The organism is Cupriavidus sp. SS-3, assembly GCF_035818815.1.
In the GTDB taxonomy this organism is placed as follows: domain Bacteria; phylum Pseudomonadota; class Gammaproteobacteria; order Burkholderiales; family Burkholderiaceae; genus Cupriavidus; species Cupriavidus taiwanensis_C.
In genome coordinates this window covers 72,639-97,679 of sequence record NZ_JAYLVT010000025.1, presented here as the reverse complement: position 1 = coordinate 97,679, position 25,041 = coordinate 72,639, and the positions used below count along the sequence as shown (strand labels likewise).

Annotated in this window: 25 protein-coding genes; 7 read left to right on the top strand and 18 right to left on the bottom strand. The window is 70.3% G+C overall.

The window, feature by feature from the left end; translation table 11 throughout:
• The 4 genes from U9J39_RS27390 to psrA form a co-directional block, all read right to left on the bottom strand.
• Positions 1-196: acetyl-coenzyme A synthetase N-terminal domain-containing protein (locus U9J39_RS27390; RefSeq protein ID WP_326348602.1), on the bottom strand; the 196-nt coding region annotated here is incomplete at its 3' end.
• Between the two features lie 183 nt (positions 197-379).
• Positions 380-1,825: a phosphonoacetaldehyde dehydrogenase gene (gene phnY / locus U9J39_RS27385; RefSeq protein ID WP_326348600.1), complete on the bottom strand. Its 1,446-nt coding sequence runs from the start codon at positions 1,823-1,825 to the stop codon at positions 380-382.
• A gap of 93 nt (positions 1,826-1,918) precedes the next feature.
• Positions 1,919-3,259: an MFS transporter gene (locus U9J39_RS27380; RefSeq protein ID WP_326348599.1), complete on the bottom strand. Its 1,341-nt coding sequence runs from the start codon at positions 3,257-3,259 to the stop codon at positions 1,919-1,921.
• A gap of 74 nt (positions 3,260-3,333) precedes the next feature.
• On the bottom strand, positions 3,334-4,425 hold the full coding sequence (psrA, locus tag U9J39_RS27375) for an iron-containing alcohol dehydrogenase PsrA (protein ID WP_326348598.1): 1,092 nt from the start codon (positions 4,423-4,425) through the stop codon (positions 3,334-3,336).
• Between the two features lie 244 nt (positions 4,426-4,669).
• On the opposite strand from psrA, the gene U9J39_RS27370 reads away from it, so the two are divergent.
• Entirely contained in the window at positions 4,670-5,542 is an 873-nt protein-coding gene (locus U9J39_RS27370; protein ID WP_115682881.1) for a LysR substrate-binding domain-containing protein, read from the top strand.
• Here U9J39_RS27370 and U9J39_RS27365 read toward each other — a convergent pair.
• The 3 genes from U9J39_RS27365 to pedF all read right to left on the bottom strand — a co-directional run bounded on the left by U9J39_RS27365 (position 5,461) and on the right by pedF (position 8,150).
• On the bottom strand, positions 5,461-6,474 hold the full coding sequence (locus tag U9J39_RS27365; protein WP_326348597.1) for a YihY/virulence factor BrkB family protein: 1,014 nt from the start codon (positions 6,472-6,474) through the stop codon (positions 5,461-5,463). The genes U9J39_RS27370 and U9J39_RS27365 overlap by 82 nt on opposite strands.
• A 230-nt stretch (positions 6,475-6,704) precedes the next feature.
• On the bottom strand, positions 6,705-7,613 hold the full coding sequence (locus U9J39_RS27360; protein ID WP_116313660.1) for a substrate-binding periplasmic protein: 909 nt from the start codon (positions 7,611-7,613) through the stop codon (positions 6,705-6,707).
• Positions 7,614-7,670: 57 nt separating this feature from the next.
• A complete protein-coding gene (gene pedF, locus U9J39_RS27355) occupies positions 7,671-8,150 on the bottom strand; it encodes a cytochrome c-550 PedF (RefSeq protein WP_115712784.1) in 480 nt (159 codons plus the stop codon).
• A 250-nt stretch (positions 8,151-8,400) separates the two neighbouring features.
• Between pedF and U9J39_RS27350 the strand changes: the two genes are divergently transcribed.
• Positions 8,401-10,407, top strand: a complete 2,007-nt coding sequence (locus U9J39_RS27350) for a sigma-54-dependent Fis family transcriptional regulator (RefSeq protein ID WP_326348595.1) — start codon at positions 8,401-8,403, stop codon at positions 10,405-10,407.
• A 27-nt stretch (positions 10,408-10,434) separates the two neighbouring features.
• Here U9J39_RS27350 and U9J39_RS27345 read toward each other — a convergent pair whose 3' ends face one another.
• Both U9J39_RS27345 and U9J39_RS27340 read right to left on the bottom strand, forming a co-directional pair.
• A complete protein-coding gene (locus tag U9J39_RS27345) occupies positions 10,435-11,394 on the bottom strand; it encodes an MBL fold metallo-hydrolase (protein WP_326348594.1) in 960 nt (319 codons plus the stop codon).
• The gene (locus tag U9J39_RS27340; protein ID WP_326348593.1) at positions 11,394-12,329 is read right to left on the bottom strand and encodes an alpha/beta fold hydrolase; all 936 of its coding nucleotides are present in this window, start codon (positions 12,327-12,329) and stop codon (positions 11,394-11,396) included. Before U9J39_RS27340 ends, U9J39_RS27345 begins: the two co-directional genes overlap by 1 nt.
• An 84-nt stretch (positions 12,330-12,413) precedes the next feature.
• On the opposite strand from U9J39_RS27340, the gene pqqA reads away from it, so the two are divergent.
• The 5 genes from pqqA (at position 12,414) to pqqE (ending at position 15,660) form a co-directional block, all read left to right on the top strand.
• Positions 12,414-12,488 carry a pyrroloquinoline quinone precursor peptide PqqA gene (gene pqqA, locus U9J39_RS27335; protein ID WP_012355514.1) on the top strand — a complete coding sequence of 25 codons (75 nt, stop codon included), beginning with the start codon at positions 12,414-12,416 and terminating at the stop codon, positions 12,486-12,488.
• Between the two features lie 95 nt (positions 12,489-12,583).
• Positions 12,584-13,501 (top strand): pyrroloquinoline quinone biosynthesis protein PqqB, encoded by a 918-nt coding sequence (pqqB, locus tag U9J39_RS27330; RefSeq protein WP_326348592.1) that lies wholly within the window; start codon positions 12,584-12,586, stop codon positions 13,499-13,501.
• Positions 13,498-14,190, top strand: coding sequence for a pyrroloquinoline-quinone synthase PqqC (pqqC, locus tag U9J39_RS27325; protein WP_326348591.1), 693 nt, complete (start codon positions 13,498-13,500; stop codon positions 14,188-14,190). Before pqqB ends, pqqC begins: the two co-directional genes overlap by 4 nt.
• Entirely contained in the window at positions 14,187-14,459 is a 273-nt protein-coding gene (gene pqqD / locus U9J39_RS27320) for a pyrroloquinoline quinone biosynthesis peptide chaperone PqqD (RefSeq protein WP_012355511.1), read from the top strand. The genes pqqC and pqqD overlap by 4 nt, the downstream gene beginning before the upstream one ends.
• Positions 14,431-15,660, top strand: coding sequence for a pyrroloquinoline quinone biosynthesis protein PqqE (gene pqqE, locus U9J39_RS27315; protein ID WP_373429588.1), 1,230 nt, complete (start codon positions 14,431-14,433; stop codon positions 15,658-15,660). The genes pqqD and pqqE overlap by 29 nt, the downstream gene beginning before the upstream one ends.
• A 450-nt stretch (positions 15,661-16,110) precedes the next feature.
• Here the strand turns inward: pqqE and U9J39_RS27310 are convergent, their stop codons facing one another.
• The 9 genes from U9J39_RS27310 to U9J39_RS27270 form a co-directional block, all read right to left on the bottom strand.
• On the bottom strand, positions 16,111-16,434 hold the full coding sequence (locus U9J39_RS27310) for a c-type cytochrome (protein WP_326348589.1): 324 nt from the start codon (positions 16,432-16,434) through the stop codon (positions 16,111-16,113).
• 95 nt (positions 16,435-16,529) lie between these two features.
• Positions 16,530-18,293, bottom strand: a complete 1,764-nt coding sequence (locus U9J39_RS27305) for a PQQ-dependent methanol/ethanol family dehydrogenase (protein WP_115712779.1) — start codon at positions 18,291-18,293, stop codon at positions 16,530-16,532.
• A 195-nt stretch (positions 18,294-18,488) separates the two neighbouring features.
• A complete protein-coding gene (locus U9J39_RS27300; protein WP_326348588.1) occupies positions 18,489-19,433 on the bottom strand; it encodes a quinoprotein relay system zinc metallohydrolase 1 in 945 nt (314 codons plus the stop codon).
• Positions 19,430-20,242: a quinoprotein dehydrogenase-associated SoxYZ-like carrier gene (locus tag U9J39_RS27295; RefSeq protein WP_326348587.1), complete on the bottom strand. Its 813-nt coding sequence runs from the start codon at positions 20,240-20,242 to the stop codon at positions 19,430-19,432. Before U9J39_RS27295 ends, U9J39_RS27300 begins: the two co-directional genes overlap by 4 nt.
• Positions 20,239-21,069 carry an ABC transporter permease gene (locus tag U9J39_RS27290; protein ID WP_326348586.1) on the bottom strand — a complete coding sequence of 277 codons (831 nt, stop codon included), beginning with the start codon at positions 21,067-21,069 and terminating at the stop codon, positions 20,239-20,241. Before U9J39_RS27290 ends, U9J39_RS27295 begins: the two co-directional genes overlap by 4 nt.
• A gap of 4 nt (positions 21,070-21,073) precedes the next feature.
• Positions 21,074-22,252, bottom strand: coding sequence for a branched-chain amino acid ABC transporter substrate-binding protein (locus U9J39_RS27285; RefSeq protein WP_326348585.1), 1,179 nt, complete (start codon positions 22,250-22,252; stop codon positions 21,074-21,076).
• A complete protein-coding gene (locus U9J39_RS27280) occupies positions 22,245-23,273 on the bottom strand; it encodes a PQQ-dependent catabolism-associated beta-propeller protein (RefSeq protein WP_116313651.1) in 1,029 nt (342 codons plus the stop codon). Before U9J39_RS27280 ends, U9J39_RS27285 begins: the two co-directional genes overlap by 8 nt.
• A complete protein-coding gene (locus U9J39_RS27275) occupies positions 23,270-24,049 on the bottom strand; it encodes an ABC transporter ATP-binding protein (RefSeq protein ID WP_198036064.1) in 780 nt (259 codons plus the stop codon). Before U9J39_RS27275 ends, U9J39_RS27280 begins: the two co-directional genes overlap by 4 nt.
• A complete protein-coding gene (locus U9J39_RS27270) occupies positions 24,046-25,029 on the bottom strand; it encodes a tripartite tricarboxylate transporter substrate binding protein (RefSeq protein WP_115712767.1) in 984 nt (327 codons plus the stop codon). Before U9J39_RS27270 ends, U9J39_RS27275 begins: the two co-directional genes overlap by 4 nt.
• Positions 25,030-25,041 lie beyond the last annotated feature (12 nt).

The window sequence follows — 25,041 nt, the reverse complement described above, 5'->3', positions numbered from 1 at the left end:
CCAGCACCTTGGTGAAGGGCTTGTTCCAGTGCAGCAACTCGCGCGCGTGGCGGGCCCAGAAGCCCTCGTAGTCGCGCCCGGCTTCGTCGCACAGCGTCTGGTAGGCCTCCATGCTGGGAATGGCGGCTTTGGCGCTGGCTTGCGGGGCAGGCGAAAACAGCCTGGCTTCGTGCAGGATGGATTGGAGGGAAGTCATGGATGGTGCGGTCATGGCGCAATGGATGCGGCGCCGATGGAAAAAAAGCCGCCATGGGGCGGCCAGAATCCGGGGACGACAGTGCTGGAGTACGCCGGGGCCCCGACTACCCGGGAGACACAGTAGAGGCGCTTGCCACGTGCCGGCGGCGCAGGGACGAACTGCCCCGCCGGCGCGCGCTGCTTACCAGGGCAGCGAGTAGGTCTTGGTGTTGCAGAAGCTCTTCATCGCCTCCAGCACGCCCTCCTTGTAGCCCAGGCCGGAATCCTTGATGCCGCCGAACGGCGTCAGCTCCAGCCGGTACCCCGGCACTTCGCGCACATTGACGCTGCCGACCTTCAGTTCGCGCACGAAGCGCGTGATGTAGTCGAGCCGGTTGGTGCAAACCGATGACGACAACCCATACGCCGTGCCATTCGAAATCCGGATCGCCTCATCAATATCCCTGAAACGGATCACCGGCGACACCGGGCCAAAGGTTTCATGCTTCACCACCGTCATCTCCGGATCCACGTGGTCGAGCACGGTGGGCGAATACAGTGCGCCGCGGCGGATATTGCCGTAGCGCAGCGTTGCGCCAGAGGCGATGGCTTCGTTCACCACCTGCTCGAACTGGATCGCCGCCGCCTCGTCGATCACCGTGCCCATATCGACCTTGGGGTCCATCGGATCGCCATAGTTGAGCACCTCGGTCTTTGCCACCAGCAGGTCGACAAAACGCTCCGCTACCGACTCGTGCACCAGCATCCGCTTGATCGCCGTGCAGCGCTGCCCGGAATTCTTGTACGAACCGCTCGCCGCCAGCGTGGCGGCTTCTTCCAGGTCGGCGTCTTCCATCACGATGATGGGATCGTTGCCGCCCAACTCCAGCACCTGGCGCTTGTAGGTGGCCTTGGCGGCGATGTACTTGCCGATCGGCACGCCGCCGGTGAAGGTGACCAGGTCGACGTCGGGGTGCGTCAGCATCTCGTCGGCGATCTCGCGCGGGTCGCCGGTGATGACCGACAGCATCTGCGGTGGCAGCCCTGCCTCATACAGGATATCGGCCAGCATGAAAGCCGCCAGCGGGGTCTTCTCGCTGGGCTTGAGCACCATGCGGTTGTTGGTGGCCACTGCCGGCGCGACCTTGTGGATCACCTGGTTGAGCGGGTGGTTGAACGGCGTGATCGCGGTGATCACGCCCAGCAGCGGCTCGCGCAGGGTATAGACCTTGCGGCTCTTGCCGTGGTGGGTCAGGTCGCACGAGAACACCTGGCCGTCGTCGACCAGCGCCTGGTTGGCGGCGAACAGCAGCACGTCCGAGGCGCGGCCGACTTCGTACAGCGAGTCCTTGCGGCACAGGCCGGATTCCAGCGTGATGGTGCGCGAGATCTCGTCCAGCCGCGAGGCGATGATCTCGCCCGCGCGCATCAGGATCTTGTAGCGCTCGTAGCGCGTCAGTGTGGGCTGGTAGTCGCGCGCGATGCGGTAGGCGCGGCGCACGTCGTCGAGCGTGGCCTTGGGCACCGTGGCGATGACTTCGCCGGTGTAGGGGTAGGTCACCTCGATCACGTCTTCGCGGTAGATCTTTTCGCCGGCGATGCGAAGGGCCTCGTGGCGGATATCGGGAATGGCATGCAATGCGGTCATGGTTTTACCCTCGCGGGTTTCCGAGCAGTGTGTTGAAAGACAATGCGGGCGTCGCAGGCGGGCCGGCGCGGTGCCGGCCCCGCCCGGCTAGCGTTAGCGGCGGATGAACGCCGCGATCACGGCGCTGATGATGCAGCTGGCTGCCACGATCGGGAACACCAGCGAGGTATTGCCGGACTGGTCCAGGATGCGGCCGATCAGCGGCTCGCCTAGTCCGGCGAGCAGGTAGGAGAAGAAGTTGAGGATGCCGGTGGCCGTGCCCGCGCGCTTTGCGCCGACCAGGTCCGGACACAGCGCCCAGAACGACGAGGCCGGGCCATAGACGAAGAACCCTGCCAGGAACAGCGCGACGATGGCGCCCATGCCCGTCGGCAGCTGGTACATCACCATCGATGCGATTGCGCCCAGCACCATGTAGAGCATGATGGCCTTGCTGCGGCTGGAGCCGAACAGCCGGTCCGAGATCCAGCCGTTGGACAGCGCGCCGAACGCCATGCCCACCGGCAGCGCCACCGAGATCCAGGCCGGGTCGATCAGCGTTTCCGCGGTCTTCCAGTTCTTGCCCAGGAAGTGCACCGGGACCCAGACGATCAGGCCGTAGCGCGCCGCGTTCTGGAAGCCGATCGACAGGCCCGCGATGATCAGGCGCGGATTGCGCAGCACCGCCTTGTAGCGCGACCACGAGCTTTCCTCGGCATCGGTTTCAGGCGCTGTGTGGGCCGCTGTGTGGGCCGTTGTGCGTGCCGTTGCGCGCGGGTCGTCATCCTCGCCCTTGGCCACGCCGGTATCGGGCGACTTGTAGCCGAGGTCTTCCGGCCGCTCGCGCACGATCAGGTAGAAGGTGATGCCGCCCACCAGCATCAGCAGCACCGGCAGGCGGAAGATCCAGCGCCAGTCCAGGTGCAGGATGTTCACCACCACGATCGAGGTCACGAACGACAGCACCGAGGCGCAGCCGGCCGCGAACACGTAGAAGCCATAGACCTTGCCGCGTTCCTCGGCGCCCCACCAGTTCGACAGCAAGCGGCTGCCGGGCGCCCAGCCGAGTGCCTGGAAATAGCCGTTGATGCCCCACGGAATCGCCAGGCTCTTGAAGCCGACGGCGAAGCTGACCACCCAGTTGGCCGCGCACGACAGGATTGCGCCGGCGGTCATCACGCGGCGCCCGCCGAACTTGTCGCCGAGGTTGCCGTTGATGGCCTGGCCGATGGCGTAGCACCACAGCAGGCAGGTCGAGGCCCAGCCCAGCGCCGCCTTGGACAGGCCGAACTCTTCCTGGATGCCGGGGATGGCAAAGCCGAAGGTCTGCCGGCCGGTGTAGAAGAAGAAGTAGCAGAACATGGCGGCCAGCAGCATCCGCCACTGCGCGCGCCGGAACGATTGCTCGGCCGGGGCGACGTACGCCCCCACCTGGATGCGGTCGGCTGTTTCCATGGTTGTCTCCTTTTATATTGTCGGCCCGTCTGTCGGGCTCGTGTGGCCGGGTAAACACCGGCCGTGGGGAACCGCTACGCAGGCACGGCGCCGATGAAGTTCTTGCCGCGGGCGCCGTCCAGCGCACGCGCGATCATGGCGCCGGCCTCGTCGTCGCTGACGCCGTAATCGGCAAACTCGGTCTTCACGCCCAGCCCTTGCAAGAAGCCACGCAGGCGCTGCTGCCCGCCGTCCAGCGACGGCCCGAACAGCCGCTGCAGCGTGCGGTCGCGGTCGGGGCGGCGCGCCCACGCCTTTTCCAGCACCAGCGGCAGCGTGAACGAGCAGGCAATGCCGTGCGGCAGGCCGTGGCGCAGCGTCATTTCGTAAGAGATCGAGTGCGCCAGCGCGGTCTTGGTGTTGGAAAACGCCAGGCCGGCCTTGAGTGCGGCCAGCGCCATGCGCTCGCGCAGCGACAGGTCATCGAGGTTCTGGACCAGCTGCGGCAGGGTCTCGAAGATGTCCTCGACCGCCGACACCGCGAAGGTGTCGGAGACCGGATTGGCGTTGACGTTCCAGATCGATTCGAGCGCATGCGACAGCGCATCGAGGCCGGTGGCAATGGTGGTGCCGCGCGGCACCGACAGCATCAGCTGCGCATCGACGATGGCGGCTTCGGGCCAGGTCTGCGGCAGGTGCAGTGAGTATTTCTTCTGGTTCGCCGCGTCCCAGATGGTGGCCCACGGCGTGACTTCGCTGCCGGTGCCGGCGGTGGTCGGCACCGCGATCAGCGGCTTGACCTGCGCCGGCGTGAACGACTTGCCGCTCGCCAGCAGGCTGACCAGCGAGTCGAAGCGGCCCGAGCGGGTGCCGGCCATCAGCGCCTTGGCGGTATCGATGGCGCTGCCGCCGCCGACCGCGACGATGGCGTCGCAGCGGTCGGCGTGTTCCCAGAAGCGGTTGTACAGGCCGGACAGATGCGCCACGTCCGGATTGGGCTGCACGTCTTCGATCAGCCCGGCCAGGTCTGCGCCCAGCAATGCTTCCAGCCGCGCCACCAGTCCCAGCGCGCGCGCTTCAGGGAAGGTCACGACCACGGCGCGCCGGCCGTGGAGCAAGGCCGGCAACTGGTCGAGCGCGCCGGCCCCGCAATGGATCGACACGGGGTTGTGGTAGGCATGGGTCATGGGGTCTCCTCGGTTCTGGCTCTGGGTTGCGTTGGCCGCGGTCGGCACCGCGCGCCTGGTTGCCAGAAGTGTGGGAGACGCCAAAGCCCCGGTCCAATCGCATCTTTGACGCCCGACTGCGCCAAAACCGATGGATCGCCGCGGCGCCGCGCCGGCCTCGGGGAAACCCTGTACGCATCGGCGCGCGGCTGTGGGAGACTCGCCGGACACGCCGCCGAAGCGGCGGCCAGCCCCCATCCGATCCATGTTCCACCAGTACTACAAGTCGATCCGCTGCTTCCACGCGGTGGCGCGCACTGGCGGCTTCACCGCCGCGGCGCAATACCTGCATATCGGGCAACCCACCGTGACCGACCAGGTCAAGGCACTGGAGACGCGCTTCGGCGTGGAGCTGTTCCTGCGCAGCGGGCGCAGCGTGCGCCTGACCGATACCGGCGAGCGGCTCTATGCGATCACGCAGGGGCTGTTCGGGCAGGAAGAGGAAGCCATGCAGTTCCTGCACAGCGCGCACAAGCTCAAGACCGGGCTGGTGCGGGTGGGCGCGGTGTCACCGCCGATCGCGCTGGGGCTGGCGCGCAGCTTCCGCAGCGCGCATGCGGCGCTGGAGCTGACCGTCACCATCGGCTCGGAGGCGTCGGTCCTGCGCGGCCTGCAGGACTTCGACATCGACGCCGGCATCCTTGCCGAGCCTGACCCGGTGGCGGGGCTGCATGTGGTGCCCTATCGCAAGGAACGCATTGTCGCGGTGATGCCGGCGGGCCATGCGCTGGCCGGGCGCACCACGGTCACGCTGCGGGACCTCGCCGGCGAACCCGTGATCCAGCGCGAGCCGGGCTCGAAGACGCGCGACCGTGTCGAACGCGCCTGCGCGCAGCATGGCGTGGCGCTGCACTGCGCGATGGAGATCAACAGCCGCGAGGCCATCCTGCATGCGGTGGCGAGCGGCATGGGACTGAGCTTCGTCACCGAGATCGAATGCATCCCGTTGCCGGGGCTGCAGGTGGTGCCGGTGGACGAGCCGCTGCTGTCGATCGACTATTCCCTGTGCTGCCTGGCGGTGCGCAAGGAACGCCCGTTGATCTCGGCGCTGTTCGCGGTGGCGCTGGGCGGCGGCTGAGACTGGGCCCTGGCGCGCTCGCGTTCGAGTTCGCGCTCGCGCTCGGCCGCGGCCTCATGGCGGCGCGAACCGTAGCGGCGTGCGTACTGCCAGGTGAACTCGGCCCCCAGCAGGAAGATCTGCGCGGAGTAATACACCCACAGCAGCAGCACCACCAGCGAGCCGGCGGCGCCGTAGCCGTTGGCGACGCCGCTCTTGCCGATATACAGGCCGATCAGGAACTTGCCCAGCGTGAACAGCAGCGCCGTCACCGCCGCGCCCAGCCACACGTCGGGCCAGCGCACCTTGGCGCGCGGCATGATCTTGTAGATCATGGCGAACACCACCGTGATCAGCACCAGGCTGACCACGGTGTCGAGCACATGGGCGATCAATTCCTCCGCGCCAAACAACGGCCCCCACAAACGGTTGAGCGCGGAGATCCCCGCGCTCAGCAGCAGCGACACCACCAGCAGGAAGCCGATGCCCAGGATCATGCCGAACGACAGCAGCCGCGCGCGCAGCAGCGCAAACAGGCCGGAGCTCTTGCGCCGCTCGGGCACCTCCCAGATCCGGTCGAGCGCGGACTGCAGCTCGGCGAACACCGTGGTCGCGCCGATCAGCAGCACCACCACGCCGACCACCGCGGTCAGCGCGCTGGCCGCGGGCTTGCTGACCGCCAGCAGCATGGCTTCGACGGTCTTGGCGCCCTCCGGGCCAAGCAGCCCCTGCAACTGCGCCACCACTTCGCCGCGCGCGGCCTCGTGGCCGAACACCACGCCCGCCACCGAGATCACGATCAGCAGCAGCGGCGCGATCGAGAACACCGTGTAATAGGCCAGCGCCGCGCCCATGCTGGGGGCGTAGTCTTCCACCCAGGCGTTGACGGTATCCCGCAGCAGCCCGTAGAGCGCGCGGGGCGAGGACAGCAGAACCGACGAAATGGAAGGCATCGCTCGATCCCCAGTCACGATACTGCCCTGCCCTCCGCAATTCCCGTTCCTGCCCGCGGCCATCTGGTGCGGCCATGTGCTGCGGCGATGGCAGGCGTGGCGCCGCGGCGCCGCCAGAGCCCCACCGGCGCCCCACCGGCGCCCCGCCGGACCGCCGCGGGTGCCTCAGGCCCGCGCCAGCGTGGCGACCCCGCAGTGCCGGATCGCGTGCATTCTTTACAACCTCCGCTTCACGGCGCCTGCATCGACACGCCGTAGCCTCCGAAGATGCGCGCCAGCTCGCCGTTGGCGCGGATCTTGTCCAGCGCCGACTGCAGCGCTTCGGCCAGCTCGCGTTCGCCCGCCTTGACCGCCATGCCGACGGCCCAGCCGCGCGGCGGCAGCAGCGGCGCGCTGATGTCGGTGGCGGCATAGCGGGCGCCGGCGTGCCCGCCCGCCTTGAGCGCGCTTTCATACTGCGCGCGCGTCACCAGCGCCGCGGCGATCTCGCCCGAGAACAGCGCGTGCAGCGCCAGCCCTGCCTCGGGATAAATCCTGACCCGGTCACGCAGCGCGCCGCCGCCGGCGGACAACAGCGCGTTGGCCCCGGCCGAGCCCGCGGCCGCGCCAGTGGGCTGGCCGGCCAGGTCTTCCAGGCCGCGCACGTCCGGCACCCGCTCGCGGTCGTGCACCAGCACGAAGGTCTCGCGGTAGTAAGGTGCGACGATCAGCGCCTTGTCGTTGGCGCGCATGAAGGCGCGGTCGACCGGCACGTGCAGCATCACGTCGGCCGGGCCGTAGCCCAGGTAATGGCCGCGCCAGACCATCGCGCGCAGGTCGTCGGCCATGTTCTCGTCGGCATCGAACGGCAACAGCGCCACCGACAGGCCCAGCGCCTTGCCCAGCGCCTGCGCCAGCGCCACGTCGATGCCGGCGTACTGGCTGCCGGCCAGCGCCGAGAACGGCGGCAGGCCCTTGTACACTGCCACCTTCAGCGTGCCGGCCTGGCGGATCCGGGCCAGGTCGGCATGCGCCGGCGACACGCCGAGCAAGGCGGCGGCAGCCAGCAGGATGCAGCCGAGCCAGCGCAGCATCCGCGCCGACGGCGCGGTCAGGACGGAAACGGTAAGCCGTGGGCCGCGGACAGGGCTGTCAGGCATGGCATTGCTCCAGTTGGACGAAGGGGATCGGCGGCATCGATGGCGTTGGCGCGGCGCTTACTCGTGGCGCGATTCCAGGTAGGTCTTGATGGCCCAGACCGCCTCCTGGCTCAGCACGCCGTCGAACGGCGGCATGTAGACGCGGCCGTCGCGGGTGCGGCCCTTGCGCACGGTGGTGGTGTAGAACTGCGAGATCTCGCTCTGGCAGGCCTGCTTCTTTTTGGCGTCGGCCAGCGCGACGCAGTCGCCGTCCAGCTTGCGCAGGTCGGGGGCAATGCCGCCCGACACGGCTTCCAGCCCGTGGCAGCGCGCGCAGTTCTGGTTGTACGCCGACGAGCCGATGCGCAGCGCCTCTTTGTGCGCATCTCCGCTGCGGTAGGGATTGTCCGGACGCCATTCGTCGCCCAGCTGTGGTAACGCTTTGGTGTCGACGGCCTGGGGCGTGACATCGCCGTGGGCCAGCACCGGGCTGGCGGAAATAGCGGTCAGGGACGCGCAAAGCGAGAGCAAGGCAAGCAGGCGGCGCTGCGTTTTCATGGATGTCTCCTACAGTGATGGGGCTGGCTTTGTTTGCCCTGTTTCCGCAAGAGCCATACCAACACCGAGGCAAGGCGAAAATGCCGCGTTTTCCGGGCAAGATCCCCGGGGCAGCGCAGCGGTGTCCCGGAATGCCACACCCTGGCAAGTGTTTTGCTTCACCACGCAACACTGTCGAGCGCGCGCCTGGCGCGGCCGGCAGCGACCCGCGCAAAGATCGCGGGCGGATTTTCCACAAGGAGACCGAGACATGACCATCCAGCCGGATCCGGCCCGTCCGCAGGCGGACGCCCCCGTTGATGCCGGGCAGCACGAGCGCGCCGAGCTGATCGCCCAGGCCCACCAGCGCTCGGAGTCTTATGGCCTGCGCCCCTATGAGTCGCCCGATTTCTGCCCGGTGCTGCAAAGCGAGCTGAAGACCCGCATCGAACGCAGCCAGTCGCTGTTCACCTATGCCCTGCCGGTGATGGAGACGCTGCACGACCAGATCGTCGACACCCAGAGCATGATCGTGCTGACCGACGCCGATGGCCTGATCCTGCACGCCATGGGCGACGACGACTTCCTTGCCCGCGCCGACAAGATCTCGCTGCGCCCGGGCTCGGAGTGGTCGGAGGCGCGCCGCGGCACCAACGCCATCGGCACGGCGCTGGCCGAGAACCGCGCCACGCTGGTCCACGGCGCCGACCATTACCTGGAGGCCAACCAGTTCCTGACCTGCTCGTGCATGCCGATCCTGGACCCTTACGGAAAGACCGTGGGGGCGCTGGACGTGACCGGCGACCAGCGCGGCTTCCACAAGCACACCATGGCGCTGGTGCGGATGTCGGCGCAGATGATCGAGAACCAGCTGTTCGGCAACGCCTTCCGCGACATGGTGTGCATCCGCTTCCATTCGCGCGCCGAGTTCCTCGGCACGCTGGTGGAGGGCATCGTCTCGTTCACCCCCGGCGGGCGCTTCCTGTCGGCCAACCGCAGCGGGCAGTTCCAGCTGGGCCTGTCCAACGGCGCGCTGCAGGCGCATACCTTCTCGTCGCTGTTCGGGCTGTCGATGTCGCAGCTGTTCGACGCGGCGCGCGCGGCCCATGCGGGCATCGTCCAGCTGCACCTGCCCAGCGGCGTCAAGGTCAGCGCGCGCGTGGAATGGAAAACCCCGGCCGCGGCGCTGCCCGGCACGGAAGCGCGTCACGCGGGCGCGAGCGGCGCCAGCGGCATGCCGCGCAGCCTGGCGGCGGGCCCCGCGCCCTCGCCGGGGCTGGATGAGCTGGACACCGGCGACGCGCAGATCCGCACCGTGATCGGCAAGCTGCGCAAGGTCATCGGCAAGGACATCCCGGTGATGGTGCTGGGCGAAACCGGCACCGGCAAGGAGCTGCTGGCGCGCGCCATCCACGCCGACAGCGGGCGCCGCACCGGCCCCTTCATCGCCGTCAACTGCGCCTCGATCCCTGAAAACCTGATCGAGTCGGAGCTGTTCGGCTACGAGGAAGGCGCCTTCACCGGCGCGCGCAAGAAGGGCGGCATCGGCAAGATGCTGCTGGCCAACGGCGGCACGCTGTTTCTCGACGAGATCGGCGACATGCCGCTGCACCTGCAGGGCCGCCTGCTGCGCGCGCTGCAGGAGCGCGCGGTATCGCCTTTGGGCAGCAGCAAGGTGATCCACATCGACGTCTCGCTGGTGTGCGCCACCAACCGCAACCTGCGCGACCTGGTTGCCAGCGGCCAGTTCCGCGAAGACCTGTACTACCGCCTCAACGGGCTGGTGGTGCGGCTGCCGGCGCTGCGCGAGCGCAGCGACCTCGACGTGGTCGCCGGCAAGCTGCTGCGCCAGGAGCACGGCGCCGGTGCGGCCGGTGCGGACGATAGCGCGCCCCGCATCAGCGACGCGGTGATGGCGCTGTTCCGCCGCTACCACTGGCCGGGCAATATCCGCCAGCTGTGCAACCTGCTGCGCACCGCGCGGCTGATGGCCGAGGGCGAAGCCGAGATCACCGAGGAGCACCTGCCCGACGACTTCCTCGACGACCTGCGCGAGGCGCAGCCACCCGTGCCCGTGCCCGCGGCCGCGCCGGCCGTGGCGATGGCGCACGGCACGCAGCCCACGCGGCTGGCCGAGGTCGAGGCGATGGCGATCGTGGCCACGGTCAAGGCCCACAACGGCAATATCTCGGCGGCGGCCAAGGCGCTGGGGATCTCGCGCAACACGGTCTACCGCAAGATGGAGGAGGCGCGCGGGCTGCCGCAGCAGGGCGGCTGACTCGCGCCCGCGCGCCAGGCCGCCGGTTCAGGCCGGCGGCTCGCCCTGCATCCACGCGTCTTCCAGCTGACGCCAGGCGCGCTGCAGGTTCAGCGGATGGCGGGTCGGGAAATGGCGCCAGTGGCGGAACGGCGCCGCCACCACGGCGTCGGCCGCTTGCGATGCATCGCGGCCCGCGGCCAGCGCGGCGCCAATGCCCTGCGCCAGCGCATCGAGATAGGCCAGCGTCGGCGCCAGCGTCTGCGCGGGCGTGCCGGTTGCGGTGGCGACGACGGTGTCCGCCGGCAGCGCGATCAGCTGGCGCAGCGCCTGGCGCCAGCCTTGCAGCGACGCCTCCTGCATCTCCGGCACACGTTCGCGGTACCCCAGGCCGCCGGCGCACAGCAGCCGCAGCTGCGGCGCGTACAGCACGGTATCGGACGCGCTGTGGGCCGGCGCATGCACCTGCACCTGCCACGCGGTATCGCCGGTCTGCAGCCAGGCGCCGTGCTGCAGCACCGGCTCCGGCAACACGATCGCGGTGCCGCGCATGGCCGCGTGCCCGAGCTGCGCGCCCAGCCGGGCCAGGCAGTCCGAGCATCGTTGCCGCATCAACGCGGCGGTGGCCGCCGAAGCCAGGAACTGCGGCCGCGGCCGCAGCCCGGCAAAGGCGGCATTGGCCAGCACGTTCTCGGGATGGGCGTGGCTGTTGACCACCCAGCGCACCGGCTGCCGCGTCAGCGCGCGGATCGCGCCGAGCAGCGCCCTGCCCCACGCCGACTGCGGCCCGGGATCGACCACCAGCACCCCCGCGCGCGTGACATGGACCAGGCTGGGCACCACCGCGCCGGCGTTGGCGCGCATGGCTTCGGCATTGGCGGCCCGGGCGACGTAGACGCCGGGCTGCAGCGGGTCCAGCACGACCCGCGTGCCGGCCGCCGCGGCCGGCTGCCACGCGTCGAGCGCCAGCGCCAGCGAGGTCCCGAGAAAGGCACGACGCGTGGCCATCAGCGCTGCCAGGCGCTGGCACGGATTGCGTCCGCGAGCGCAGCGCGCATGGCGCCGTCGGCCAGGTGCCCGGCGTCGACCCATGCCAGCCGCGCGTCCGGCATGGCTTGCCGCAGCCGCAGGGCATTGGCGGGCCGGCACACCGCGTCGGCACGGCCATGCAGCAGCGTCACCGGCAGGCCGTGCGCGGCGATGTCCCGCGCCGCGCGCAGCAAGGCGGGCTTGCCCAGCCCGGCGCGGTGGCGCAGGTAGTGCGCCTGGATGCGGTATTTGCGTACCGTGGCCAGCCGCTCGCGCGCGGACTGCCGGCGTCCCTGTGCTACGCCGTGCAGGCCGAGCCGGTCCAGCTCGAGCCGGCGCCAAGCGGTCGCGGTGTCCCGTTTTTGAACAGCCGTCCCACTTTGCAACAGTCGAGACACTGTCAGCAGCCGCGCGCGCGCCTCGGGCAGCCGCTCGCCCGACGGCGCGGCGCGGCGCAGCAGCCCGGCGCCGGCGCGCGGCGCAAACAAGCCCAGCACGTCGTCGCGCCCGGTCAGGAAGGCGCCGCGCAACACCAGCGCGGCGACCGCATGCGGATAGCGCGCGGCATAGGCAAGCGCCAGCGCCGCGCCCCACGATCCGCCCACCACGCCCCAGCGCGCGATGCCAAGGGCCGCGCGCAGCTGCTCCAGGTCCGCCAGCAGCGCGCCGACGTTGTTGCGCCGCACCCCGCCGGCCGGGGTCGAGCGGCCGGCGCCGCGCTGGTCAGGCATCACCACGCGGTGCCGTTGCGGGTCGAACCACGCCGCCATCGACGGGGTACAGCCGCTGCCCGGCCCGCCGTGCAGGACCAGCCAGGGCTCGCCGTGCGGCGGGCCTCCCAGCCGCACGTGCAGGCGCTGCGCGTCGGGCGTGCGCAGGTGGAAGACGATGTGGTCCAGGGTTGCGTCGGGCATGGTTGTTGCCTTTCCGGGCATTGCGGCAGACACGCTGCCATGCCGCGACGCTAATCACTAACCATGCCAACCAAGGAGACCGACATGACCTGGACCACGCCCGCCTACACCGAGCTGCGGCTCGGCTTTGAAATCACCATGTATATCGCCAACCGCTGACCGGCCGCGACGTTCCGCGGGCGGGCGCCGCCGGTGGTTGCCGGCATGGCGCCTGTGCGCGGGGCAGCTGTGATCCACCCTCGAGCGCTCGCGCCATGACAACCATCCGGGTACTGGGATCGGCCGCCGGCGGCGGCTTCCCGCAATGGAACTGCAATTGCCGCAACTGCGACGGCGTGCGCCGCGGCACCGTGCGCGCCACCCCGCGCACGCAATCGTCGATCGCGCTGTGCGGCGATGGCCCGGATGCGATCCTGGTCAATGCCTCGCCCGACATCCTGCAGCAGCTGCGCCAGACCCCCGCGCTGCAACCCGGCCGCGCCGGGCGCGACACCGCGATTGCCGCGGTGCTGCTGATGGACGCGCAGATCGACCACGTCACCGGCCTGCTGATGCTGCGCGAGCACCGGCGGGCGCTGCCGCTCTACGCCACCGCCAGCGTGCTCGAAGACCTGGCCGGGGCGTTCCCGCTGACGCGCATCCTGTCGCACTACTGCGGGCTGCAGTGCCACGCGCTGCCCTGCGACGGCACGGCGTTCTCGGTGCCGCCGCTGGACGGCGTGGCGCTGACCGCGGTCCCGCTGCAAAGCAAGGCCCCGCCCTACTCGCCCAGGCGCCATGCGCCGCAGCCCGGCGACAACATCGGCCTGCGCATCGAAGACCGCCGCAGCGGCCGCAGCGCCTTCTATGCGCCCGGGCTGGGCCAGGTCGACGACCACGTGTTCGCGCAGCTGCGCCGCGCCGACGTGGTGCTGGTCGACGGCACCTTCTGGCGCGACGACGAAATGCAGGCGCTGGGCTTCTCCACGCGCAGCGCCGCCGACATGGGCCACCTGGCCCTGTCCGGGCCGGGCGGGATGATCGAGGTGCTGGACCGCCTGCCCGCCAAACGCAAGATCCTCATCCACATCAACAACACCAATCCGGTGCTGGCGGAAGACTCGCCCGAGCGTGCCGAGCTGGCCCGGCACGGCATCGAACTGGCCTACGACGGCATGGAAATCGCGCTATGACAGCCACCGTTGCATGGAGCCCGGCCGAGTTCGAGGCGCGCCTGCGCGCGCGCGAAAGCGGCTACCACATCCACCACCCGTTCAACCAGCGCATGGCGGCGGGCCAATGCACGCCCGCGCAGATCCGCGCGTGGGTAGCCAACCGCTTCTACTACCAGGCCAGCATCCCGCTGAAGGACGCCGCGATCCTGTCCAACTGCCCCGACCGCACCACGCGCCGCGAGTGGGTGGTGCGCATCCTCGACCACGACGGCACCGACACCCAGCCCGGCGGCATCGAGGCCTGGCTGCGGCTGGGCCAGGCCGTCGGCCTGGAGCGCGGCGCGCTGCTGGAGCACCAGCAGGTGCTGCCCGGCGTGCGCTTCGCCGTCGACGCCTATGTCAATTTCGCGCGCCGCGCGCCGTGGCAGGAAGCGGTGTGCTCGTCGCTGACCGAGATGTTCGCGCCGAAGATCCACCAGGAGCGGCTGGCCGGCTGGCCCACGCACTATCCGTGGATCGAGGCCGGCGGCCTGGATTACTTCCGCTCGCGCATCCCGCTGGCGCAGCGCGACGTCGACCACGGCCTGCGCGTGACGCTGGACTACTTCCGCAGCGCGGCGCAACAGCAGCGCGCCCTCGATATCCTGCAATTCAAGCTCGACGTGCTGTGGTCGATGCTCGATGCCATCCAGCAGGCCCAGCCATGACCGCCGGCACGCAAGACCTCGCCACCCCGACCCTGCACCGCACCTTCCGCCTGCAGTGGGAGGACTCGCAGCAAAGCTGGGTGCTGCTGTATCCGGAAGGGATGGTCACGCTCAACGACAGCGCCGCCGCGATCCTGCAACGCTGCGACGGCAACCATACGCTCGACATGCTGATCGACGACCTGCAGGCCGCCTTTGGCGTGCAGGGCATCGCGCCGGAGGTCCATGCCTTTGTCAAACATGCCACCGAACGCGGCTGGCTGGTCTGAGCCCGCGCCGCCCGGCCCGCCGCTGTGGCTGCTGGCGGAGCTGACCTACCGCTGCCCGCTGCACTGCGCGTTCTGCTCCAATCCGGTCGACTATGCCCGCCATGCGCAGGAACTGGATACCGCGCAGTGGTGCGACGTGTTCAGCCAGGCGCGCGCGCTGGGCGCGGTGCAGCTGGGCCTGTCCGGCGGCGAGCCGCTGCTGCGCAAGGACCTGGAGACGCTGGTGCGCCATGCGCGCGGCCTGGGCTTCTACACCAACCTGATCACCTCCGGCGTGGGCCTGACCGATGCCCGGCTGGCGGCGCTGCGCGAGGCGGGCCTGGACCATATCCAGCTGTCGTTCCAGGACTCCACCCGCGAGCTCAATGATTTCCTGTCGAGCACGCGCACGTTCGAGCTTAAGCAGCGCGTGGCCAGGCTGATCAAGGCGCACGGCTATCCGATGGTGATGAACTGCGTGCTGCACCGGCATAACCTGCCGCATGTCGGCACCATCATCGAGCTGGCCTTGCAGCTGGGCGCCGAGTACCTGGAGCTGGCCAATACGCAGTACTACGGCTGGGCCTGGGAGAACCGGCAGGCGCTGATGCCGACCCGGGAACAACTGCGCGAAGCCGAGGCCGTGGTGCGGCAGTACCGCGCGCGCATCGGCCGGCAATGCCAGATCCTGTTCGTGGTGCCGGACTATTTCGAGGAACGGCCGAAGAAATGCATGAACGGCTGGGGCACCACCTTCCTGGGCGTGGCGCCCGACGGCACCGCGCTGCCGTGTCACGCGGCCCGCATGCTGCCGGACCTGGCACTGCCCGACGTCAGGACGGAAACCCTTCACGACATCTGGCACCACAGCGACGCCTTCCGCCGCTTTCGCGGCACGCAATGGATGCCGCAGCCGTGCCGGTCCTGCGAGCACAGCGAGGCAGACCTGGGCGGCTGCCGCTGCCAGGCCTTCCTGGTCACCGGCGATGCCGCCGCGACCGACCCCGCCTGCGCCAAGGCGCCCGGGCATGGGCGCCTGCGCGAGATCGCGTTGGAGGGGCGGCTGGCGGTGGCGCAAGCGCGCGAGTATCCGATGGTGTTTCGCAGCGATGCCAACTCGTTGAGATTGGGTTCATCGCGGACAAGCGGGCACGAAAGGCCTGAGGTATCGCCCGCGACAACGCGTGCGAGCGCAGCGACGCACTCCGTGCCCGAGCAGTAGACCTAAGATTGGGAGCGCGCGCAGCGCAGCCGAAGGCGTCCCACCAATAGCGCCCGCAGCAGGTTGCCTACACCCTGTTGGGATCGTTCAAAAGTGGGGGATCGTAGGCACCGTCCCTGACTCACATAGCGTTAGCAGGTTCGAACGGGCACCCACGCCAAACGGAAATCACCACCGCCCGAATCACCAACGCCGCGGAATTGATTGCCAGCCGCACAGGCGACGCGTTTCTTGCCTACTTCTTGGCGCTCGGCCAAGAAGTAGGTCGCCGGCTGCGCCGGCGAAACAGCCACGCCCGCCAAGCACGACAAACCAAGAACCGACGGATGGGGGCAAGCGCTGAATCAACGCCCGCGCCGGCGCCGCCGCAAGCGGGTCTTGCGCCGGCCGCCGACGCCCGCAACGGCCCCGCGTCCGACGCAGCGTCCGCCGCCCACGCCCCGCCCCCCCTCAGCCGACCCCAAGCACCCACTCCGCCAGCTTCTTCGCATCATCCTCTCCCAGACTTCCATGCGGCGGCATGGGGATCCTGCCCCACGCCCCCTTGCCGCCCTCCCGGATCTTCTTCGCCAGCGACGCGGCCGCCTGGCTGTCGCCCTTGTACCGCGCCGCCACCTCGGCAAACCCCGGCCCCACCAGCTTCGACTGCATGCCATGGCAGGAAAAGCAGCCGCTCTTGTCCGCCAGCGCCTGCATCTCCGCCGCCGTGGCGGCCAGCGCCGCGCCCGGCAACATCGCGCCAACCGCAGCCAGCGCCATCCATTCTTTCTTCATACCTGTATCCCGATACCGTGGCGACCGGGCCCCGCGCACGCCATGCATCGCCGCTGCGATGCCATGTACGCGGGGCTGAATCACCGTTGATTCCCTCAGCTCTTGTGCAGCTTGAACACCCACACCGAGCCGCCCTGCTCCAGGAAGTTCACGCGCTTGGCCACCTCGCCGCCCCACAGCGGCACCGCGCCGCCCCAGCCGGAGACCACGGCGACGAACTGCTCGCCGTTCTCTTCCCACGTGACCGGCGGCGCGACCACGCCGCTGCCGGTCTGGAACTGCCACAGCTCCTTGCCGGTCTTCGCGTCGGCGGCCTTCAGGTAGCCTTCCGGCGTGCCCCAGAACACCAGCCCGCCGGCGGTGGTCATGGCGCCGCCCCACAGCGGCGCGCCGTTCTTGACCTCCCAGACGATCTTGCCGGTCTTGGGGTTGATCGCGCGCAGCGAGCCGATGTAGTCCTCGTTGAGCGGCTGGATGGTGAAGCCCGCGCCCAGGAACGCGGCGCCCTTCTTGTAGCTGATGGGCTCGTTCCAGATGTCCATGCCCCACTCGTTGGCGGGCACGTAGAACAGGCCGGTCTGCGGGCTGTAGGCCATCGGCTGCTGGTTCTTGCCGCCCAGGAAGCCGGGCGCCGCGAACACCGACTTGCCCTTCTTCTCGCCGTTGGCGGCGGCCGGGTCGCCGGGGCGCCCCTCGGCGACGTAGTTGGGGCGGCCGCTCTTCAGGTCGATGCCGGTGGCCCAGGTGATCTTGTTCACGAACGGGAAGGCATTGACCAGCTTGCCGCTGGTGGCATCGTTGACGTAGAAGAAGCCGTTGCGGTCGGCCTTGCCGCCCATGCGCTTGCCGTCCAGGTCGAAGGTGATGAACTCGTTCACGCCGTCGAAGTCCCAGCCGTCGTTGGGCGTGTTCTGGTAGTGCCAGACGATCTTGCCGGTGGCGGGATCGAGCGCCACGGTGGAGGCGGAGTAGAGGTTGTCACCCTTGCGGATATGGCTGTTCCACGGGCCCGGGTTGCCGGTGCCGAAGTAGGCCAGGCCGGTGGCCGGGTCATAGGTGCCGCCCAGCCACGTGGCCGCGCCGCCGGTCTTCCAGGTCTCGCCGGGCCAGCTGGCGTTCTGGGTGCCGGTCATGCCGATCTCGGTCTTGTTGCCGTCCTTGTCGTACTTGTAGCCCATGTGGCCTTCCACCACCGGCCGCGACCACACCAGCTGCCCGGTCTTCGCGTCGCGCGCCTCGACGCGGCCGACCACGCCGAATTCGCCGCCCGAGATGCCGGTCAGCACCAGGCCCTTGGCCACCAGCGGCGCGGCCGTGTACGAATAGCCCGCGGCGTAGTCCTCGAGCTTCTCTTTCCAAACCACCTTGCCGCTGTTCTGGTCCAGCGCCACCAGTTGCGCGTCGAGCGTGCCGAAGATCACCAGGTTGTCGTACAGCGCCGCGCCCCGGTTGACCACGTCGCAGCACGGCATGATGCCTTCGGGCAGGCGGTGCTCGTACTTCCACAGCTTGCGCCCGGTCTTCACGTCGAGCGCATAGATGCGCGAATACGACGCGGTGACAAACATCTTGCCGTCGTGGATCAGCGGCTGCGACTCCTGCCCGCGCTGCTTCTCGCCGCCGAACGAGAACGACCACGCCGGCACCAGCCGGCCCACGTTCTTGGTATTGATGCGCGCCAGCGTCGAATAGCGCTGCCCCTGCGGGCCCATGCCCCACGACAGCACGTCGCCGGGGGACTTCGCATCGTTCTCGATCATGGCGTCGCTTACCGCCGCCTGCGCGGCAACGCTCGCCGCGGCGGCCGCGATTGCCGCCGCGGTTGTCGCAATTGCCAGCCCTACTCGTAAGGTCCTCATTGCCATCTCCTCTCTTGTTTTCGATTTCGCTGGTGCGCCACTGCGCCACACACCAGCACGCAAATGGCAAATCCCATGCCAGTGGGGCGGGGCCCGATCACGCGCCCTGCAAGCCCGCCGCAAGGCTGCGGCCCGCGCCAGCGTGCAACACTGCGTTGCAGCTGCGCCAGAATTGAACAGGCACCGTCGGCCCCGTCACTGGCCCAGCGCGGCTTCTTCGTGCGCCGGGTAGAGATGGATCACGTTGCGCAGGTACTCGGCCGGCAGCGCGCCCCAGCGCGCATAGGGCTCGGGCACCGGCATGGCCATGACCTCGGCCAGGTCGCGTCCCTGCGCCGCGGCCTCGCGCAGGCGCGCGTCGAGCCATTGCAGGTAGGCACGCGTCTGCGCGATGGCTTCCGTGCCGCCCAGCGCGGGCCCGTGGCTCGGAACCAGCAGGCGCGCCCCGCTCTGCTCCATCAGCGCCTGCAGCCGCGCCAGGCTGTCGAGCCAGCGCCCGATATGCGCGTGCGGCGTGGTCGGAATGCGCTCGCGGAACACCAGCCCGCCGGCAAAGACGATGCCGGCGGCGCGGTCCAGCAGCACCAGGTCTGCGTCGGTATGGCCTTCCAGGCGGATCAGTTCCAGCGTGCGGCGCCCGATCGTCCGTGTGCCGGCCTCCAGCGCGTGCAGCGGCGGCGCGGGCTCGGTGCCGCGCATCCAGTCGCCGCACAGGCGGTAGAGGTTGTCGGCATAGGCCGCGCCCTCGCGGCGCGCGCCGTCGATGGTGGCGGGCAGCGCGCTGCCGCCCACGTCGGCATAGGCCTGGTTGCCGAAGAAGTAGTCGGGATGCAGGTTCAGGTTCAGCACCAGCCGTACCGGCGCGCCGGTCAGCGCGGCGATGGCGCGGCGCTGCTGCTCGCCGTACTCGCGCGAGGGGCCGGTGTTGATCACCACCACGCCGTCGCCGGTGTCGATGAAGGCGGTATTGATGATGTTGCAGCCATTGGCCGGGGCGAAGTCGGCATTGGCGCCTTCCAGCAGCCACACGCCGGCGGCGATCTCGCGCGGCGCCAGGCGGTAGTCAGGTGGCTGCGCGGGCGCCGCGAGGACCGCAGCAGTGGCCAGCCACAGCAGCAGCGCCGGCAATACGCGCTTCATGGCGACACCCGCGCCGCAATGCGGTTGCCGTTGTTGTCGTGGCCGGACACGGTCATGCCGGGCACCACCGCCTCGCGCAGGTCGAACGAGAAGATCGGGTTCTCCGCCACGGGCTCGTGCAGGGTCAGCCGCAACAGCGGCTGCCGCGTCGCGTCGGCCAGCACCAGCGTCTCGAGATAGAACGCCGGGATGCCGGCGACCAGGCCGGTGTCCATCGGGTGCATCACGCGCAGGCGCACGCGCGCGCCGGCCTGGTCCTGGCCGTGACCCAGGCCAGGGTACACGCGCGCCTCGACCCGGTTGAGGGTGCGGCTCCAGCTGCCGTCGCGGCGGGTCGCCCCGGGCACGGTGCAGCCACCGCCGCCGGCGTCGACCCACGCGCTGCCGACATGCCAGGTGCCGTCGCGCGTGCGCGCCGCCACCCGCACCGGCGAGGCCTGCTCCAGCTTGAAGCGGAACGACAGCGACGGCCGCACCCGCAGCGGCTCGAACGCCAGCACCGGGCGGATCGGGTTGCGGTCCACCGCCACCACGATGCGCTCGACCTCGCCCAGCGCCGACGCGTCGAAGGCAATCGGCACGCGCATGGGGTCTTCCGCGAAGGCGGGCCCGGTCACGCGCACGCGGCTGTCGAACACTACCGGGCCCTGCTGCAGCAGCTCCTTGTGGATCCAGGCCCATTGCGGCGACTGCATCGGATCGCTGTGCACGATGCCGGCACCGGCGCCCGGTGCAGCCGACACCGTCGGGACAGACAGCGCCAGCCATGCCAGCGCCAGCAACGCCAGGCCCTGCCGGTGGCCGGTCATGCCGGTTGCCCGCGACGCGCCATGCCGCGCTGCGGGTCGTAGCCGCGCAGCGCCAGCGCGAAAAACACCACCGCGCTGGCCGCGACGATGGCCAGGCTGTGCGGCGCCAGCTGCCCGTACAGCGCAAAGCGGATCGCCTCGACCGCATGCGTGAACGGGTTCAGCCGCGCCAGCTGGTACACCGCCTCGGCGCCCGACTCCTGCAGGCGCCACAGCGGATACAGCGCCGAGCTGATGAAGAACATCGGGAAGATGACGAAGTTCATGGTGCCGGCAAAATTCTCCAGCTGGCGCACATGGACCGACAGCAGCAGGCCGAGCGCGCCCAGCATCAGCGCCGCCAGCGTCATCGCGCCCAGGCCGGCCAGCAGGTGCAGCGGCGCGAAGCGGATGCCGAACGCCGCCGCCACCAGCAGGAACGCCGCCATCTGCAGCAACGACAGCAGCGTTCCCGCCGCCAGCTTGCAGCCCAGCAGCCAGCCGCGCGGCAGCGGCGCGGTCAGCAGCAGCCGCATCACGCCCATCTCGCGGTCGTACACCATCGCCAGCGACGACTGCATGCCGTTGAACAGCGCGATCATGCCCAGCAGCCCGGGTGCGACATAGACCTGGTATTCGATGTAGCTGTCGTACGGCGGCGCGATCGCGACCCCCAGCGCATTCTGGAAGCCTGCGGCGAACACCAGCAGCCACAGCAGCGGCCGCACCAGCGACGACAGCAGCCGCCCGGGCTGGCGCAGGTATTTGTGCAGTTCGCGGCCGCAGACCGCGCGCAGTGCGCGCCAGCGATGGCGCATCGACGGTGGCAGGGTGGCGGGCATGGTCATGGGGTCAGGTCGGGGCGCGGCACGCGGTGTCGGCTTCGTCGGCGCCCAGGGTGTCGAGGTTGTTCTTCGGATGCAGCACGCCTTCGACCGGCGCCGTGCCGACCAAGCCGTCCGGGTGCGCCAGCATCAGCGGCTGGCGCAGCTGGCGGTCCCAGCGCCGGAACGACAGCGGCGGGCCCTTGAAGCCGTCCACCACCACCTGCCCCGCGGCCAGCGCCTGCGCCTGCGCGGCAAAGCCCCCGGGCTGCCGCACCACGCTTTCGGCAATGGCCTTGACCGCGACCCACGCGGCCCAGTCGTAGCCGGTCATCGGCCGGCCCGCGGCGCGGGCGAAGCGCCGGTTGAGCTGCGGCCCGCCGTTGCGCTCCCAGGTCCAGTGCCAGGCCTGCGCACCCAGCCCGCTGGCGCCAACCACCGGGCGCGGCAGCTGCGTGGCATAGGGCAGGCCGCGCGCGAATTCGCCGTCGGCGTCGGCCACCACCACCACGTCGTAGTCCGCGCCACCGGTCAGCAGCCTGACATTGGCCTGGTCGCGCTCGCGCGGATCGTTGGACAGCCGGAATGCGCGCTGCGCGCTCCAGGCAATGCCGAAGCGCCGCGCCGCGCCCGTCAGCGCGTCGCGCTGCGCGGCGTCGGCCGGGGACGGCCCGCTCAGCAGCAGCGCGCGGCGCCACTTGCGCGCGGCCAGGTATTGCATCAGCGCGTCGGCGCGCATGCGCAGGCTCGGCAGCGTATGCAGCAGCACCGGCGCGCAGCCGGCGCCGCGCAGCGCATCGTCGTCGGCCGAGACATTGAACAGCAGCGCCTCGCCCGGCCTGACCGCGCCCACCGCGGCCCGGACCGCGGCCGCCGGCAGGTCGAGCACGATGTAGCGCGTGCCCTGTCGCGCCAGCGCCGCGACCAGCGTGGCCACCTCGGCTTCGGTGCGGGCCTGCTGCGCCTCGAGCCGGAGCGACTGGCCCGCGGCCTCCAGCGCAAAGCGCGCTTCCGCCGCGGCCACCTGGGCGGCGTCGAGCGCGCTGCCCTGCGGCTGGTCGGGATAGCGCTGCGCCAGCCGCCGCGGCGCGTGGCGGGCATCGTCGGCCAGCGACACCACCGCCACGCGCACCTCCGCGCCATGCAGCGGCGACGCCAGCGCCGCCGCAAGCGTAAAGGCCAGCACGGCCAGGGCCCGCTCAGTCATCGATCGCCACCGAATGCGGCACGCGGCCCGCCTTGAGCGTGGCCACCGCCTTGCGGCTGGCGGTGTCGACCACGCTGACATCGTCGGACAGCCCGTTGGCAACGTAGAGCCGGGCGTTGTCGCGGCTCAGCGCCAGCCCCCATGCGCGCCGTCCCACCAGCACGTAGTCCTGCACGCGGCGCGACGCCACCTCCACCACCGCGACATGGTTGGCGCGGCCCAGCCCGATATAGGCGTGGCTGCCGTCGCTGCGCGCCGCCATCCCGACCGGGGTCACGTCTTCGGCGCGCATGCCGCGCGGCGCGAAGGCAATGGTCTGCACCACCTCCAGCGTATCGGTGCGGATCACGCTGACGCTGGCCGACAGCTCGTTGGAGACCCACAGCTCCTTGCCGCCGCGCACCAGCAGCAGCCGGCGCGGCCGGTTGCCGACGCGGATATTGCGCACCACCTTGCGCGTGGCGACGTCGACCACGTGGACCAGGTTAGCCACCTCGGAAGCCACGTACACCTGCCGTCCGTCCGCGCTGACCCTGACGCCCTCCGGTTCCTCCCCCACCGCGACCGCGAACACGCGCTTGCCGGAGCCGGTGTCGTAGGCCGACAGCAGCGCGTCCTCTTCATTCGACACGTAGAGCGTGCGGCCGTCCTGGCTGAGATCGAACAGCTCCGGGTCGTCGCCCACCGGCAGGGTTGCCACGGTCTTGCGGGTGGCCACGTCGACCACGTCGACGCGGTGGTCGTCGCTGCAGGCCACGTACAGCCGCGCGCGATCCGGCGACAGCTGCAGGTGGCGCGGCCGCCGGCACTGGCGCCACGACGCCAGCTGCTGGCCGCTGGCGGCAGCGTAGGCGGTCAGCGCGTCGTCCTTTTCGCTGGAGACAAAGACCTGGCCGGTGGCGGCGCGCGCGGGGCCGCCCTGGGCGCCCTGCGCGCCCTCGGCCAGGCCGGCGGCAACCAGCAGCGCCGTGGCCAGCAGCCAGGCGCCGGCAAGCCAGGCGGGGGATGGCATCGGCTTCATGCGGTCAGCTCCGTTTGCGCCGCGCGGCTGATCGACGGCGTCATGGCGAGGAAAGCGGCTTCCAGCGTCGCGGCCGCGGTGACGCCCAGCAGCGCGGCCGGGGTGCCGTCGAAGCGCACCGCGCCACGGTCCAGCACGATCACGCGGTCGGCCTGCTCCACCTCCTGCACCAGGTGGGTCGCCCACAGCACGCCGGCGCCTGCGTGCCGCGCCAGCCGCCGGGTCTCGGCCAGCAGCTGCACGCGCGAGGCCGGGTCGAGTCCCACCGTCGGCTCGTCGAGCAGCAGCATGGCCGGCTCATGCAGCAAGGCGCGCGCCAGTTCGACCTTGCGCCGGCTGCCGCCCGACAGCTCGCGCACCGGCGCTTGCGCGCGCGGCGCCAGGCCGAAGGCCTGCAGCAGGCGCGCGATCCGCTGCGCCGCCTCGCGCCGCGGCAGGCCATGCAGGTCGGCATGGAAGCGCAGGTTGGCCAGCACCGGCAGGTCCAGGTCGATGGCGGGCTGCTGGAATACGATGCCCAGCTGCGCCAGCGCGCGCACCGGGTCGCGCCGCATGTCGCAGCCCATCACCATGACCTGCCCGGCATCGGCGACGAACAGGCCGCCGAGGATCTGGAACAGCGTGGTCTTGCCCGCGCCGTTGGGCCCCAGCAGCGCCACGAACTCGCCGCGCCGCACGCACAGCGAGACCCCGTCGAGCGCGACGCGCCCGCCGAACGCCTTGCGCACCGCGTCGCAAGCAAGCGCCGGCGCTTCCTGGATTGGCAGTGCGTTCATAACTGCTCCTTCGCCCGGGCCGTGCCCGCACGCTGGGCAAAGCTGCGTTCGGTGTCCCAGGCCTGGCGCAGGAAGGCTTCGTATTGCGCGGTGCCCAGGTAGGTCAGCTCCTGGTCGTAGCGGGCCAGCTCGGCGAGATGGCGCGGGTGCTGCATGGCGGCGCGGAACGCGTCGTGCAGGCGCCTGACGATGGCCGCATCGGTGCCGCGCGGCACGCCGATGCCATAGGGCGAGTTGTGGACCGCATCGGCGAAGCCCAGCTCGGCCACGGTCGGCACCTCGGGCCAGCGCGCCGAGCGCTGCGCGCTGAACACCGCCAGCAGGCGCAGCTTGCCGGCTTCGACGAACGGCGCGAAGCCGGTGGAATTGACCCCCGCCATCAGCGAGCCGTTGGCCACCGCCAGCATCTGGTCGGCGGTGCCGTGGTACGGCACGTGCAGGTAGCGCACGCCGCTGCGGCCCAGCACGTCCTCCATCGCCAGGTGCGCGGTGGTGCCGATGCCGGTCGAGCCCACGGTCAGCCGGCCCGGATGCGCGCGGCCCCAGGCAATCAGCTCGCGCAGCGAGCGCCACGGGCTGTCGGCGGGCACCACGACGCCGAAGGTATAGCCCGAGATCATCAGCACCGGCTGGATGTCGCGCAGCGGCTGCCACGCGGTCTTCTGCTGATGCGGGAAGCGGTACACCGTCAGCGGCAGCTGGCCGATGGTGTAGCCGTCCGGCCGCGCGGCGGCAAGCAGGCCGCCCACCAGCGTGCCGCCGGCGCCGGGCCGGTTCTCCACCACGATCGGCTGCCCCAGCTCACGCCCGGCCAGTTCGGCCAGGATGCGCATCGAGATATCGGTGGCGCCGCCGGCTGGCCACGGCACCACCAGCGTGACCGGACGCGACGGATAGGCGTGTGCGCCCTCGGCCCGCGCGAAGCCCGCCGGCAACAGGCCGAGGCACATCGACAGCAGGCAGGCAAGGCAACGGAACATGGCGAAGCACCG

Excerpts from the sequence above, each read along its gene's own strand:
- U9J39_RS27290 (WP_326348586.1), bottom strand. The coding sequence starts at position 21,069 with ATGACCATGCCCGCCACCCTGCCACCGTCGATGCGCCATCGCTGGCGC.
- U9J39_RS27345 (WP_326348594.1), bottom strand. The coding sequence starts at position 11,394 with ATGGCCACGCGTCGTGCCTTTCTCGGGACCTCGCTGGCGCTGGCGCTC.
- U9J39_RS27380 (WP_326348599.1), bottom strand. The coding sequence starts at position 3,259 with ATGGAAACAGCCGACCGCATCCAGGTGGGGGCGTACGTCGCCCCGGCC.
- pqqE (WP_373429588.1), top strand. The coding sequence starts at position 14,431 with ATGCCACCGAACGCGGCTGGCTGGTCTGAGCCCGCGCCGCCCGGCCCG.
- U9J39_RS27340 (WP_326348593.1), bottom strand. The coding sequence starts at position 12,329 with ATGCCCGACGCAACCCTGGACCACATCGTCTTCCACCTGCGCACGCCC.
- U9J39_RS27285 (WP_326348585.1), bottom strand. The coding sequence starts at position 22,252 with ATGACTGAGCGGGCCCTGGCCGTGCTGGCCTTTACGCTTGCGGCGGCG.
- U9J39_RS27270 (WP_115712767.1), bottom strand. The coding sequence starts at position 25,029 with ATGTTCCGTTGCCTTGCCTGCCTGCTGTCGATGTGCCTCGGCCTGTTG.
- phnY (WP_326348600.1), bottom strand. The coding sequence starts at position 1,825 with ATGACCGCATTGCATGCCATTCCCGATATCCGCCACGAGGCCCTTCGC.
- U9J39_RS27305 (WP_115712779.1), bottom strand. The coding sequence starts at position 18,293 with ATGAGGACCTTACGAGTAGGGCTGGCAATTGCGACAACCGCGGCGGCA.
- U9J39_RS27300 (WP_326348588.1), bottom strand. The coding sequence starts at position 19,433 with ATGAAGCGCGTATTGCCGGCGCTGCTGCTGTGGCTGGCCACTGCTGCG.
- pqqC (WP_326348591.1), top strand. The coding sequence starts at position 13,498 with ATGACAGCCACCGTTGCATGGAGCCCGGCCGAGTTCGAGGCGCGCCTG.
- U9J39_RS27365 (WP_326348597.1), bottom strand. The coding sequence starts at position 6,474 with ATGCCTTCCATTTCGTCGGTTCTGCTGTCCTCGCCCCGCGCGCTCTAC.
- pqqB (WP_326348592.1), top strand. The coding sequence starts at position 12,584 with ATGACAACCATCCGGGTACTGGGATCGGCCGCCGGCGGCGGCTTCCCG.
- U9J39_RS27350 (WP_326348595.1), top strand. The coding sequence starts at position 8,401 with ATGACCATCCAGCCGGATCCGGCCCGTCCGCAGGCGGACGCCCCCGTT.
- pedF (WP_115712784.1), bottom strand. The coding sequence starts at position 8,150 with ATGAAAACGCAGCGCCGCCTGCTTGCCTTGCTCTCGCTTTGCGCGTCC.
- U9J39_RS27370 (WP_115682881.1), top strand. The coding sequence starts at position 4,670 with ATGTTCCACCAGTACTACAAGTCGATCCGCTGCTTCCACGCGGTGGCG.
- U9J39_RS27280 (WP_116313651.1), bottom strand. The coding sequence starts at position 23,273 with ATGAAGCCGATGCCATCCCCCGCCTGGCTTGCCGGCGCCTGGCTGCTG.
- U9J39_RS27275 (WP_198036064.1), bottom strand. The coding sequence starts at position 24,049 with ATGAACGCACTGCCAATCCAGGAAGCGCCGGCGCTTGCTTGCGACGCG.
- U9J39_RS27360 (WP_116313660.1), bottom strand. The coding sequence starts at position 7,613 with ATGCCTGACAGCCCTGTCCGCGGCCCACGGCTTACCGTTTCCGTCCTG.
- pqqD (WP_012355511.1), top strand. The coding sequence starts at position 14,187 with ATGACCGCCGGCACGCAAGACCTCGCCACCCCGACCCTGCACCGCACC.
- U9J39_RS27295 (WP_326348587.1), bottom strand. The coding sequence starts at position 20,242 with ATGACCGGCCACCGGCAGGGCCTGGCGTTGCTGGCGCTGGCATGGCTG.
- psrA (WP_326348598.1), bottom strand. The coding sequence starts at position 4,425 with ATGACCCATGCCTACCACAACCCCGTGTCGATCCATTGCGGGGCCGGC.
- U9J39_RS27310 (WP_326348589.1), bottom strand. The coding sequence starts at position 16,434 with ATGAAGAAAGAATGGATGGCGCTGGCTGCGGTTGGCGCGATGTTGCCG.